Consider the following 12,568-nt stretch of genomic DNA (forward strand, 5'->3'; position numbering starts at 1 on the left):
GGTCGCACGCGTCTTCACCTCGACGAACGCGACCAGCGTCCCCTTGCGCGCAACGATGTCGACCTCGCCCGCGGGCGTCCGCACGCGGCGGTCGAGGATACTCCAGCCCTTCAGCCGCAGCCACCACCCCGCGAGCCGCTCCCCACGCCGCCCCGCAGCCTCCGCGACCTGTCGATCGGCGGTGCTCGCCTTTCGCCGGCGGGAGGGGCGCGGGGAGGGGAGGATCAGCCCTTCGCCTTCAATTCGAGCGCGCGCGCATACAGCGCCTTGCGATCGAGCCCGAGCGCCTTGGCCACCTCGCTCGCCGCCTGCCCGGTCGAGAGGCGCGTCAACGCCTCAGTGAGCGCGGCATCGCCGTCCGCCGCACTCGCCGGCGGCGCCTCGCCCGGCGGCGCGACCACGATCACGATCTCGCCGCGCGGCGGTGCATCGGCATAGCGCGCGGCGAGCATCGACAGCGTCCCCGTCACCGCCTCCTCGAACTTCTTGCTGATCTCGCGCGTCACCGCCGCCTCGCGGTCGCCGAGTCCCTCCAGCAGCGCGGCGAGGCACGCGCCGAGCCGCGGTCCCGATTCGTACATCACCAGCGTCGCGCGGATCGTCGCGACCTCCGCGATCGCCTCCGCCCGCGCGTGCAGCTTCGACGGCAGGAAACCGACGAACAGGAAGCGGTCTGTCGGCAGGCCCGCCAGCGTCAGCGCGGCGACCGCGGCGCACGGGCCCGGGATCGTGACCACCAGATGGCCCGCGGCGCGCGCGTCGCGCACCAGCTTGAAGCCCGGATCGGAGATCAGCGGGGTCCCCGCGTCCGATACCAGAGCCACCGCCTGCGTCGCCATCCGCGCGATCAGCGCCGGCCGCACGCCTTCCGCACTGTGATCGTGATACGGCACCATCGGCGTCTTGGTGCCGATGTGGCGGAGCAGCCCGGCGGTCACGCGGCTGTCCTCGACCGCGATCACGTCGGCGCGGGCAAGGATGTCGGCGGCGCGCGGCGACAGATCGCCAAGATTGCCGATCGGGGTCGCGACGATGTAGAGGCCGGGATCGAGAAGAGTTTCAGGGTTCATGGGGACGGTCATGGCAGACGCGACGACGATAGGGCAATCGGCACGCCGATTCGGGCGATGGACGGTGCTTGCCGCGGCGGGGCTGCTGGGGGCGTGCCAGACGATCGTCCCGCGCGGTCCGGTCGAGCCGTCGCAGCAGCGTCCGACGACGCGGCCGGCGGATCGCCCCAGCATCGACGTCGAGACCGGCATCCCGCGCGATGCCGAGCGCAACCGCGTCGCGCTGCTCGTGCCGCTGTCGGGCAGCAATGCCGGCGTCGGCACCTCGATCGCCAACGCGACGATGCTGGCCTTGCTCGACACGCAGAACCAGCGGGTCCGGATCACCAACTACGACACCGCGACCGGCGCCGCCGCCGCCGCGCAGCGCGCGATCGCCGAGGGCGCGCAGCTGATCCTCGGGCCGCTGCTCGCCGACGACGTCCGCGCGGTCGCACCGATCGCACGCGCCGCGAACATCCCGGTGCTCAGCTTCTCCAACGATCTCGGCGTGGCGGGCAACGGCGCGTATCTGATGGGGTATGTGCCGACCCAGTCGGTCGCGCGCGTCGTCGATTTCGCGCGCGAACGCGGTGTCACCAACTTTGCCGGGCTCGTCCCCAACGGGCTGTACGGCGAGCGCGCCTCGACCGCGTTCCTACGCGCGGTCGAAGGCGCGGGCGGCCAGGTCGTCTCGCTCCAGACTTATGCACGTGCCCCCGGCGCGGTCTCGGGTGCGGTCACGCGGCTCGCGGCGAAGGCGCCGTATGATGCGGTGCTGATCGCCGACAGCGGCGCGAACGCGGCGACGGCGGCGGCGATGGTGAAACGCGGCAGCGGTGCCGCAACGCGCATCCTCGGCACCGAGCTCTGGAATTCGGACACCGCGATCGCCGCCAAGCCCGCGCTGTCGGGCGCCTGGTACGCCAGCGTCTCGGACACGCTCTACCGCCAATATGCCGCCAAATACCGCGCCCGCTTCGGCGCAGGGCCGTACCGCCTATCGAGCCTTGGTTATGATGCGGTGCTGCTCACGGTGCGAATCGCGCGCGACTGGAAGCCGGGCACGCCGTTCCCGGTCAACCGCCTGCGCGACGGCGACGGTTTCGCCGGCATCGACGGTGCGTTCCGCTTCGGCCGCGACAATGTCGCCGAGCGCGCACTGGAGGTGAAGGAAATCCGTGGCGGCACGACCAGCGTCGTCTCGCCCGCACCGACCGGGTTCAGGAGATAAGATTGCAGGGCGTATCGATCCCGTCCGCGGGATCGATACGCCAATCTTGTTAGCTGCCCTTGCGGCCGATCTTCTCGACTCGCGCAACCACCTCGGCGCAGACTGCCTCGGGCACGAACTTCCCGATGTTCCCGCCGTACAGCGCGATCTCCTTGACGAGCCGGCTCGCGATCGGCTGCAGCGCGACATCGGCCATCAGGAACACCGTCTCGACGCGCGGATTGATCTGTTGGTTCATCCCCGCCATCTGATACTCATATTCGAAATCGGCGACGGCGCGCAGACCGCGGACGATCACCTTCGCGCCCTGCCCCTCGGCGAAATCCATCAGCAGCGAATCGAACGCGACCACCGCGATATCGCCATCGACGTCGGCGACCTCGCGCCGCACCGTCGCCATCCGCTCCTCGATCGTGAACATCGGCGACTTGGACGGATTGGTCGTCACCCCGATCACCAGCCGGTCGACCAGCTTCGCGCCGCGCCGGATGATATCCATATGGCCCAGCGTGACCGGATCGAACGTGCCCGGATAGACACCAATGCGTGCGGTCATGTTGAACTCCCGGTGATGCGCTTAGCGGTCGCGTTCGAGCACGAAGCGCGCGATGTCGCGTAGCAGGTCGGCTTCCTTGCCGTAGCTGTGCAGATGCGCGATCGCCTGGTCGACTAGCATCCGCGCCTGTTCGCGCGCGCGCGCGGGGCCCAGCAGCGACAGGAACGTCTCCTTGCCGGCGACCTCGTCCTTGCGCAGCTTCTTGCCCGCGACTGCCTCGTCGCCCTCGGCATCGAGCAGGTCGTCGGCGATCTGGAAGGCGAGCCCCAGGTCGTGCGCATAGCCGCGCAAGCCCACCCGGCCCTCGGGCGGCAGCCGCCCCAGGATCGCGCCCGCCTCGACCGAGGCGGAGATCAGCGCGCCCGTCTTCATCTGCTGCAAGCGCGTGACGGTGTTCAGGTCGAAGCGCGTAGTCTCCGCCTCGATATCCATGATCTGGCCGCCCGCCATGCCGTTCGGGCCGGCCGCACGCGCGAGATCGAGGACCAGTTCGATCCGCACGAACGGATCGGCGTGGGTCGCCGGATCGGAGAGCACCTCGAACGCCAGCGCATGCAGGCAATCGCCCGCCAGGATCGCGGTCGCCTCGTCGAACATCTTGTGCACGGTCGGCTTGCCGCGGCGCATGTCGTCATCGTCCATCGACGGCAAGTCGTCGTGGATCAGCGAATACACGTGGATCGCCTCGAGCGCGGTCGCCGCCCGCGCGGAACATTCGCGCGCCACGTCGAACAGATTGGCGGTCGCGAACACCAGCAGCGGGCGCAGCCGCTTGCCGCCGCCGATCGCCGCATGCCGCATCGCGCGGTACAGGTCGGCGCGTGGATCGTCGGGGATCGCCAGCAGCTGGTCGAACTGTCGGTCGATCTCGGCCGCGACGTCCGCAAGCGCGGCGTCGAGCGTGAGGGGCATACCGCTCACCGCGTCAGCCCGCCGCGAACGGGCGGACGCCCGTGGGCTTGCCATCGCCGTCGAGCCGGATCGCCTCGATCCGCGCCTGCGCTGCGTCGAGCCGGTCGGCGCAACGCTGGCGCAGCTTGTTGCCGCGCTCGTACAGCTCGATCGCCTGCTGGAGCGGCGTATCGCCGCTTTCCAGCTTCCCGACGATGAGCTCGAGTTCCTTCAGTGCATCCTCGAACGCGAGGTCTTCGATCGGCGTGTCCATGTCCGCCGCTATGGCGCAGGCACGCGATGGGGGTCAAGGACGCGGGGCCAAGGATCGCCCTGCCGATCGGCGTACGGATCACCGCAGCCGATTGACGGTCCAGGTGTAGAGCACCGAAATACCGACCAGCCCGAAATCGACCGCCGCCTGCATCCGGTGCGGCGATGGGTCGCGCACGTCATGCGTGACCAGCCGGACGTCGATGGTCGGATGGCGGACGGCGAGCGCGGTGATCGCGACCAGCGCCGCAATCACCAGCGTTCCCCTATGATTGCGCATGTCGCGTCCCCCCGGTCATGCGTGCGACCATGTCGCAAATCGCCACCGCCGACAAGCCGAGCGCGGGGCGTCGACCGTTCGCGTCCCGGTCAGGCGGCGATCCGTGCCGGCGGCGCCTCGCGCGCGCAATCGCGTCCCGCTGCCTTTGCCGCGAACAACGCCCGGTCGGCGCAGTGATACAGATGTTTCCAGTCGGTTTCGTTCAGCAACGGTCCCGTGCAGCTGCCGATACTCGCGGTCACGACGATGTCGAACGGCATTCGCTGGCTGCGGACCCGCTCGAGCACCGCGCCGGGCGCGACCGCGTTGGTCGCCTCGAACAGGATCGCGAACTCCTCGCCGCCGATCCGCGCGACCAGCGCCCCCGGCGGTACCGAATTGTACAGCGCGCGGGCGACCACGCGCAGCACCTCGTCGCCGCCGTCATGCCCGATCAGGTCGTTGACGCGCTTGAAGTGATCGATATCCGCGATCAGCAGCATCTGGTCGCCCCGCCGTCCGATCGCGCGCGACAGGAATGCACGGCGGTTGAGCAGCCCGGTCAACGGTTCGGTATCGGCAAGCTCGCGGGCCGCGTTTTCCTGCGCGCGTGCGGTATCGCGTTCGACGCTCAGCAGCCGGATCCGGTACGCGATCGCCATGCTCGACAGCATCGATTCGAGCGCCATCGACAGGATCGTCGAATTGTCGAGCCACAGGCTCCAGGCGAACAGGTTGAACGCGTTGGCGACCCGCAGCGTGGCGACCGCGATCGGTACGCCCCAGGCCAGCGCGAACAGCCACAGGAAATTGCTCCGCACCCGCCACGCCTGGATCAGGATGGTGGGGACAAGCACCAGCAGCGCGAGATAGGCGCAGGCCAGCAACCGGTCGAGCAGATGGAACTGCCACGGCGCCAGGATCGCCCAGGCCAGCCCGGTGGTCGCCAGCGCCACCATGACGATCGTGCTCGCCGGTCGCAGCACGCCGTTGAATACCGCGCGCTCGAAAAAGGTGCGCGCGAATATCAGCGCGGCGGCGGCGGACGCGGCGAGGAAGAGCGCGTTGAACCGCTGGCGGTCATTGTTGTCGAGCATCGGCAGCAACTGGCCAAGCGCCCCCGACGAGGTCAGCGCATAGGCGAGCAGGCACAGCACGAGCAGGCAATAGGCGGGCTGGAACGCCTGCCGCAGCGCGCCCCACAGGGCAAGATTATAGACGATCAGCGCCACCGCCATGCCGCCGAACCCCCCGTACAGCGCGGCCAGCAGAATCTCGGTGGTGTTGCGTTGCGCAGGGTCGGCTAGCGCCGGACCGAGGATCAGCCCGCGCAGGTTCGCGGCACCTTCGATATGCCACAGCAGCCGGACCGGGGCGGCGGCGTGATGCGGGATGGGCTGGTTGATCACCGCGCCGAGGCCGAGCAACCGGCCCGCGGTGCGCGAGGTGAAGCCGGTGTGGCGGATCGATCCGTCGGCATACAGGACGTACAACGTCACCCGGTCGACCCAGGTGCTGCCGATCCGAACGGTAGCATCGCGGTCGTCCGCGGCGATCGCGGGCAGCCGCTGCGAGAGAATCCAGAAATCGCCGCCACCGAACCGGGACTGCGTGGTGGTGCAATCGAAACCGCGTGGCTGCGCGAACAGCGCGGCCGGCGTCTGCGCGGGCAGGGCGGGGCGGACGCACACCGAAAGCGGCGTTCCGGTGGTCGCGGCGGCGGGCACGGCGAGGGCAAGCCCAGCAGCAAGCGCGAACGCGCTCAGTATCCATCGGAGCAAGGCCAAGCGGTCCATCCCACCATTATAGCGGCGCATCCCCAATTATCGGTAAATGCGGGGGAGAGAGGCCATCGATCACGCGACGCCCGAACAGGCCGCATGAAAAAGCCCGCCGCCGGATCGCTCCGGCGGCGGGCTGTTTTCGTCAAGCCGTCGACCGCGACTACTTCGCGTCGACGGATTCCACCTTGCCCTTCTTCTTGGGCTTTTTTGGCGCGGCGGGTTCGATCGCGAACGCCAGCGCGCCGTCCTTCATCTTCACCGTCACTTCGCCGCCATGGACCAGCTTGCCGAACAGCAGTTCCTCGGCAAGCGGCTGCTTGATCTTCTCCTGGATCAGGCGACCCATTGGCCGTGCGCCGTACAGCTTGTCATAGCCCTTGGTCGTCAGCCATGCCTTCGACTCCTCGTCGAGCATGATGTGCACGCCGCGGTCCGCCAGCTGCAGTTCGAGCTGGAGGATGAACTTGTCGACGACGCGCGCCACCACCTCGGTCGGCAGGTACCCGAACGGCACCACCGCATCGAGACGGTTGCGGAACTCGGGCGTGAACATCTTCTGCACCGCCTGCTCGTCCTCGCCCTCACGCGTGAGGTTCCCGAAGCCGACCGTCTCGCGCGCCATGTCGCTCGCGCCCGCATTGGTCGTCATGATCAGGATGACGTTGCGGAAATCGACCGACTTGCCGTGCTGGTCGGTCAGCCGCCCGTTATCCATCACCTGCAACAGGATGTTGAACAGGTCGGGATGCGCCTTCTCGATCTCGTCGAGCAGCAGCACGCAATGCGGGTTCTGGTCGACCGCATCGGTCAGCAGACCGCCCTGGTCGAACCCGACATAGCCCGGCGGCGCACCGATCAGCCGGCTGACCGAATGCCGCTCCATATATTCGGACATGTCGAACCGCTGGAGCGGAATGCCGAGGATCGTCGACAGCTGCTTGGCGACCTCGGTCTTGCCGACGCCGGTGGGGCCGGTGAACAGATAGTTGCCGATCGGCTTCTCCGGCTCGCGCAGGCCGGCGCGGGCCAGCTTGATCGCCGAGCTGAGCTTCTCGATCGCCGCATTCTGCCCGAACACCACGCGCTTCAGATCGGTCTCGAGCGTGGCGAGCGCCAGCTTGTCGTCGGTCGACACCGACTTTGGCGGGATGCGCGCCATCGTCGCGATGACCTGCTCGATCTCCTTCGGCGTGATCGTCTTCTTGCGCTTGTTCGGCGGCACCAGCATCTGCATCGCGCCGACCTCGTCGATCACGTCGATCGCCTTGTCCGGCAGTTTCCGGTCGTTGATGTACCGCGCCGACAGCTCCACCGCCGACTTGATCGCGTCGGGGGTGTATTTGACGTTGTGGTGATCCTCGAACGCCGATCGCAGCCCGGCGAGGATCTTGATGGTGTCCTCGATCGTCGGCTCGTTCACGTCGATCTTCTGGAAGCGCCGCAGCAATGCGCGGTCCTTCTCGAAGTGGTTGCGGAACTCCTTGTACGTCGTCGAGCCGATGCACCGGATCGTGCCGCCGCTGAGCGCCGGCTTGAGCAGGTTCGATGCATCCATCGCGCCGCCGCTGGTCGCGCCGGCGCCGATCACGGTGTGGATCTCGTCGATGAACAGCACCGCGTCTGGCAGCTTCTCGAGCTCGTTGACGACCGCCTTAAGCCGCTCCTCGAAGTCGCCGCGATACCGCGTGCCGGCGAGCAACGCGCCCATGTCGAGCGAGTAGATGATCGCGGGCAGCAGCACGTCGGGCACGTCGCCCTCGACGATCTTGCGCGCCAGGCCTTCCGCGATCGCAGTCTTGCCCACGCCGGGGTCACCGACATAGAGCGGGTTGTTCTTCGACCGGCGGCACAGGATCTGGATCGTGCGATCCACCTCCGGTCCGCGCCCGATCAGGGGGTCGACCTTGCCCGCCTTGGCCTTCTCGTTGAGGTCGACCGTGAATTGCTTGAGCGCGCTTTCCGTCTTGCCCTTCTCCTGTCCCTTGGCCGGCTTCTCGTCGTCGGCACCCTTGGGCGTCGAGGCTTCGGTCGGCTGCTGGCCGCCCTTGCCGACGCCGTGGCTGATGAAGCTCACCGCATCGAGGCGGCTCATGTCCTGCTGCTGCAGGAAATACACCGCATAGCTCTCGCGCTCGCTGAACAGTGCGACGAGCACGTTCGCGCCGGTCACTTCGTCGCGGCCCGAGGACTGGACGTGCAGGATCGCGCGCTGGACGACCCGCTGGAACCCGCTGGTGGGGGAGGGGTCGGTCGCCGCATCGACCTTCAGCGCGTCGAGTTCGCTGTCGAGATACTGCGCGACGGTGGTCTTCAGCTCGGCGATCTCGACGTTGCAGGCGGTCATGACCTTCGACGCATGTTCGTCGTCGATCAGCGCGAGCAGCAGATGCTCGAGCGTCGCATATTCGTGGCGCCGGGCCGATGCCGCCTCGAGCGCCTTGTGCAGCGTGGTCTCGAGCGCGGGTGCAAATGATGGCATTTACATTACTCCTGTCGGGCCGCGAAACCGCAGGCCCTTTGCCACTATGTCGGAACTGATATCGGTCGCATCAACCACTTGAACCCGGCGCTCTCCGTTCCTGCCTTGCCTAAATATAGCAGGGGTGGAGGCGGGGAGCGCGATCACCGCTTAAACAGATCCTCGGCGCCGGCCCGGTGGCTGACCGCCCGGTCCTTCTTCATCTGGCATCGCGCGATCTCACCCTGCAGCACCGTGATCCGCGCATCGAGCTCGGCAACCGACAACGGATCGAGGTCCTGACGCACCAGTGCGTCAAGCAGATCGTCGGGACGGGAAGGGGCGTCGTCCAGTTCCATAATTTATGTAACGTTGACCCGCACCCGAGTGATGTCAATAAGGCCGGCACATCAAAAGGGACGTGACGACCAGATGACCGCGACACCCGACAATCAATCGAACACCTTGGGTTTACCTGACGTCATGAAGGCGATCGATCCGGCCCAGCCCGGCGGTCCCGAGGTCCTGGTGCTCGTCGATCGCCCCGTGCCGAAGCCCGGCGCCGGCGACGTGCTGGTCAAGGTCGCCGCCGCCGGCGTGAACCGCCCCGAAGTCATGCAGCGTCAGGGCAAATATCCGCCACCGCCCGGCGCCCCCTCGATCCTCGGCATGGAAATCGCCGGCACGATCGTGGCGGTCGGCGATGGCGTCGGCGACGAACAGATCGGCCAGTCGGTCTGCGCGCTGATCTCCGGCGGCGCCTATGCCGAATATGCGGTCGCGCCGTTCGGCCAGTGCCTGCCCGTCCCCGAGGCGCTGACGATGGTCGAGGCAGCGGCGATGCCCGAGACGCTCTTCACCGTCTGGACCAATTTGTTCGAGCGCGCCTACGCCACCGAAGGCGATACCGTGCTGGTCCACGGCGGCACCAGCGGCATCGGCACGATGGCGATCGGGCTGTGCAACGTCTTCGGGATCGACATCATCGTCACCGCCGGCTCGAAGGCCAAGTGCGAAGCCGCGCTCAGCCTTGGCGCTACGCACGCGATCAACTATAAGTCGGAGGACTTCGTCGAGCGCGTGAAGCAGATCACCGGCGGCAAGGGCGTCGCCGCGGTGCTCGACATGGTCGGCGGCGAGTATGTCCCGCGCAACCTGCAATGCCTTGCGGACGACGGCCGCCACGTGTCGATCGCGGTGATGGGCGGCGCGACGGCAACCGTCCCCCTGTTCGAGCTCATGCGCCGCCGCCTGACGCTCACTGGCTCGACGCTCCGCCCGCGCGACACCGCGTTCAAGTCGCTGGTCGCCGATGAACTCGCGCGCACCGTCTGGCCGCACGTCGAGGCGGGCAAGCTGAAGCCGGTGATCGACCGCACCTTCGCCTTCGTCGATGCCCCGGCCGCGCATACCCGGATGGAAGCGGGCGACCATGTCGGGAAGATCGTCCTGACGATGTCCTGACGACGCCGTGACGGGGGCACTCGCCCCCCGTCACGGTCGCCAAGGCCGGGGTGTCGCCGTTCGACGGCCGACACCCGTCCAGCGCACCACCCCGGCGAAGGCCGGGGCCCAATTGGGGGACGCTGCCGATCGAGCGCAGTTGTCCGTGACGGCGACCTTCCCGATTGGGCCCCGGCCTTCGCCGGGGTGGGACCTTGCATCCGGATCAGCGTGTCCGAAACGCCGCCCGCAAACCCATGTTCTCCCGCGAAGGCGGGAGCACAGACTGGATCCCGAGCTCTCGCGGCAACATGAGGGGACAGACCGGCGTTGCGACAATCGCTTTCAGTCAATTCTTCCCCGCCGGGGGCGATCGCCACATCGACTTCGCCCGTTCTTCTGCCAGTAACACCCGCGCAGACCGCGAGCGTCTTCCGTTTGGTCAGTGCAGACGCGGGCAACCGCACCAGTGACTTGGAACGGTCACCGGACTGCGACCACGCTGTCACAATGGTCGGCTATACCATCGCCAAGGGATAGACTTGCGGGGTAACGCCATGAACGCCGTCACGACGTTTCCGCCATTGGCTATCGGTGGCGCCGACATTGCCGATATCGCCGACTTCATCCACTCGCGGCCCGCCGAGCCAGAGCCGGTCGTCGAACGCCGGCAGTACCGGACGATCTGGATCTCCGACGTCCATCTCGGCACGCGCGGCTGCAACGCAGGCATGCTCAACGACTTTCTCGATCACGTCGACAGCGAGACGATGTATCTCGTCGGCGACATGATCGACGGCTGGCGGCTCAAGAAGAAATTCTACTGGCCCGCCGCGCACAACGACGTCCTCTGGCGCCTGCTCAAGCGTGCCAAGCGCGGCACCCGCGTCGTCTATATCCCCGGCAACCATGACGAGGTGTTCCGCCAATATTCGGGGCTCGACTTCGGCGGCATCTCGATCCGGCGCAAGGCGATTCACGAGACCGCCGACGGCCGCCGCTTGCTCGTGCTCCACGGCGACGAGTTCGATGCGATCACGCTCGCGCACCGCTGGGTCGCGCATATCGGCGACGCCGCCTACACGATGCTGATGGGGCTCAACCGCTGGGTCAACGGCGCGCGGCGGCGGCTGGGGATGCCCTATTGGTCGCTGTCGAAGCACGCGAAAGCCAAGGTCAAGAACGCGGTCGCCTTCATCTCGCACTTCGAGGAAGTCGTCGCGCATGCGGCGGGCGTCCGTGGCGTCGAGGGGGTCGTCTGCGGCCACATCCACACCGCCGAAATGCGCGAGATCGCCGGCATCGCCTATTACAACGACGGCGACTGGGTCGAAGGCTGCACCGCGCTGGTTGAGCATTTCGACGGCCGCATGGAGCTGCTCCACTGGGCCGACGAGATCGCCGCGCGCGAGCGGGACAAGGTCGTAACGCTAGCCGCCTGACCTGAACCCTCTCCCCCGTGGGGAGAGGGCAGGCCGCGTCAGCGGCGCGGGTGAAGGCAAGTCCACGGCGCTAGCGAAAAGCGTGCCCTCACCATTCCACCCGGCTGCGCCGGCCGGGCCCCTCCCTCTCCCCGATGGGAGAGGGCCTGCAGGAGAAGACAGATGCGTATCGCGATCGTCACCGACGCCTGGAGCCCGCAAGTCAACGGCGTCGTCCGCACTCTCCAGGCGGTTCAGCGCGAGCTCGAAGCGATCGGGCATCAGGTCCTGGTGGTGTCCCCCGAGCGCTTCGCTTCGATGCCATGCCCGACCTATCCCGAGATCCGCCTCGCCTTCGCGCGGTCCGGCGCGGTCGGTCGCATGCTGGCGCGCTTCGGCGCCGATGCGATCCACCTCGCCACCGAAGGCCCGGTCTGCCTCGCCGCCCGCACCTGGTGCATGGCCCGCGCGCTCCCGTTCACCACCGCCTATCACACGCAGTTCCCCGACTATATCGCCGCCCGGACCGGCGCGAACCCCGACTGGATCTGGCGCTACATCCGCTGGTTCCATCGCCCCGCGCAGTCGATTCTCGTCTCCACCCCCTCGGTCGCCAGGACGCTGGCGGACCAGGGCCTGCATCAGGTCCGCGAATGGGGAAGGGGCGTCGACTTCGCGCAGTTCGGCTATGACGGCGCGCGCGATCCCGAGATGGCAGCGCTACCCGGCCCGATCCAGCTTTATGTCGGCCGGGTCGCGGTCGAGAAGAACATCGAGGCGTTCCTCTCTTCCGCGCACCCCGGCACCAAGGTCGTCGTCGGCGAAGGCCCCGCCCGCGCCACGCTCATGCGTCGCTTCCCAGACGCGGTTTTTCCCGGCCAGCGCGCAGGACTCGATCTTGCCGCCGCCTATCGCACCGCCGACGTCCTTGTCTTCCCCAGCCGCACCGACACGTTCGGCCTCGTCATGATCGAAGCGCTCGCCTGTGGCACGCCCGTCGCCGCCTACCCGGTCACCGGCCCGATCGACGTCCTCGACGACCGCGTCGGCGCGATGCACGATGACCTCGACACCGCTATCGCCACCGCACTCACGCGCAACCGCGTCACCTGCGCCGCCTATGCTGCGCGCTACAGCTGGCCCGCCAGCGCGCGCCAGTTCCTCCACGCGCTCGTGCCCCTGGAAAGGGCGCTGTTGGCG

General features: G+C 67.8%; 13 protein-coding genes. 4 read left to right on the forward strand and 9 right to left on the reverse strand.

Going from position 1 to position 12,568, the window contains the following annotated elements; translation table 11 throughout:
- A partial coding sequence (locus ASE88_RS19515; protein ID WP_235527966.1) for a YraN family protein occupies positions 1-225 on the reverse strand: 225 nt, incomplete at its 3' end.
- Positions 225-1,070, reverse strand: a complete 846-nt coding sequence (gene rsmI / locus ASE88_RS10330) for a 16S rRNA (cytidine(1402)-2'-O)-methyltransferase (RefSeq protein ID WP_156348137.1) — start codon at positions 1,068-1,070, stop codon at positions 225-227. The genes ASE88_RS19515 and rsmI, both read right to left, overlap by 1 nt.
- Positions 1,071-1,080: 10 nt before the next feature.
- Here rsmI and ASE88_RS10335 point away from each other — a divergent pair, with 10 nt between their 5' ends.
- Complete coding sequence (locus ASE88_RS10335; protein WP_056479366.1) at positions 1,081-2,283, forward strand: penicillin-binding protein activator; 1,203 nt, start codon at positions 1,081-1,083, stop codon at positions 2,281-2,283.
- A gap of 49 nt (positions 2,284-2,332) precedes the next feature.
- On the opposite strand, the gene coaD is transcribed toward ASE88_RS10335, so the two are convergent.
- From coaD to ASE88_RS10370, 7 genes are all read right to left on the reverse strand, one after another.
- Positions 2,333-2,839: a pantetheine-phosphate adenylyltransferase gene (coaD, locus tag ASE88_RS10340; RefSeq protein ID WP_056477938.1), complete on the reverse strand. Its 507-nt coding sequence runs from the start codon at positions 2,837-2,839 to the stop codon at positions 2,333-2,335.
- A 21-nt stretch (positions 2,840-2,860) separates the two neighbouring features.
- On the reverse strand, positions 2,861-3,751 hold the full coding sequence (locus tag ASE88_RS10345) for a polyprenyl synthetase family protein (RefSeq protein WP_156348176.1): 891 nt from the start codon (positions 3,749-3,751) through the stop codon (positions 2,861-2,863).
- Positions 3,752-3,764: 13 nt separating this feature from the next.
- Positions 3,765-4,004, reverse strand: coding sequence for an exodeoxyribonuclease VII small subunit (locus ASE88_RS10350; RefSeq protein WP_055873568.1), 240 nt, complete (start codon positions 4,002-4,004; stop codon positions 3,765-3,767).
- 78 nt (positions 4,005-4,082) lie between these two features.
- On the reverse strand, positions 4,083-4,283 hold the full coding sequence (locus tag ASE88_RS10355; RefSeq protein WP_055873565.1) for a hypothetical protein: 201 nt from the start codon (positions 4,281-4,283) through the stop codon (positions 4,083-4,085).
- An 89-nt stretch (positions 4,284-4,372) separates the two neighbouring features.
- The gene (locus tag ASE88_RS10360) at positions 4,373-6,058 is read right to left on the reverse strand and encodes a sensor domain-containing diguanylate cyclase (protein WP_056477940.1); all 1,686 of its coding nucleotides are present in this window, start codon (positions 6,056-6,058) and stop codon (positions 4,373-4,375) included.
- 148 nt (positions 6,059-6,206) lie between these two features.
- A complete protein-coding gene (gene clpA / locus ASE88_RS10365) occupies positions 6,207-8,525 on the reverse strand; it encodes an ATP-dependent Clp protease ATP-binding subunit ClpA (protein ID WP_056477942.1) in 2,319 nt (772 codons plus the stop codon).
- A 143-nt stretch (positions 8,526-8,668) separates the two neighbouring features.
- Entirely contained in the window at positions 8,669-8,863 is a 195-nt protein-coding gene (locus ASE88_RS10370) for a DUF1192 domain-containing protein (RefSeq protein ID WP_056477944.1), read from the reverse strand.
- A gap of 73 nt (positions 8,864-8,936) precedes the next feature.
- On the opposite strand from ASE88_RS10370, the gene ASE88_RS10375 reads away from it, so the two are divergent.
- From ASE88_RS10375 to ASE88_RS10385, 3 genes are all read left to right on the forward strand, one after another.
- The gene (locus ASE88_RS10375; RefSeq protein WP_235527901.1) at positions 8,937-9,968 is read left to right on the forward strand and encodes an NAD(P)H-quinone oxidoreductase; all 1,032 of its coding nucleotides are present in this window, start codon (positions 8,937-8,939) and stop codon (positions 9,966-9,968) included.
- Positions 9,969-10,504: 536 nt separating this feature from the next.
- Entirely contained in the window at positions 10,505-11,389 is an 885-nt protein-coding gene (locus ASE88_RS10380; RefSeq protein ID WP_055873550.1) for a UDP-2,3-diacylglucosamine diphosphatase, read from the forward strand.
- Positions 11,390-11,551: 162 nt separating this feature from the next.
- The coding region (locus ASE88_RS10385) for a glycosyltransferase family 4 protein (RefSeq protein ID WP_082466578.1) at positions 11,552-12,568 on the forward strand (1,017 nt) is incomplete at its 3' end.

The sequence above is a fragment of the Sphingomonas sp. Leaf38 genome (genome assembly GCF_001421825.1).
Taxonomy (GTDB): Bacteria; Pseudomonadota; Alphaproteobacteria; order Sphingomonadales; family Sphingomonadaceae; genus Sphingomonas.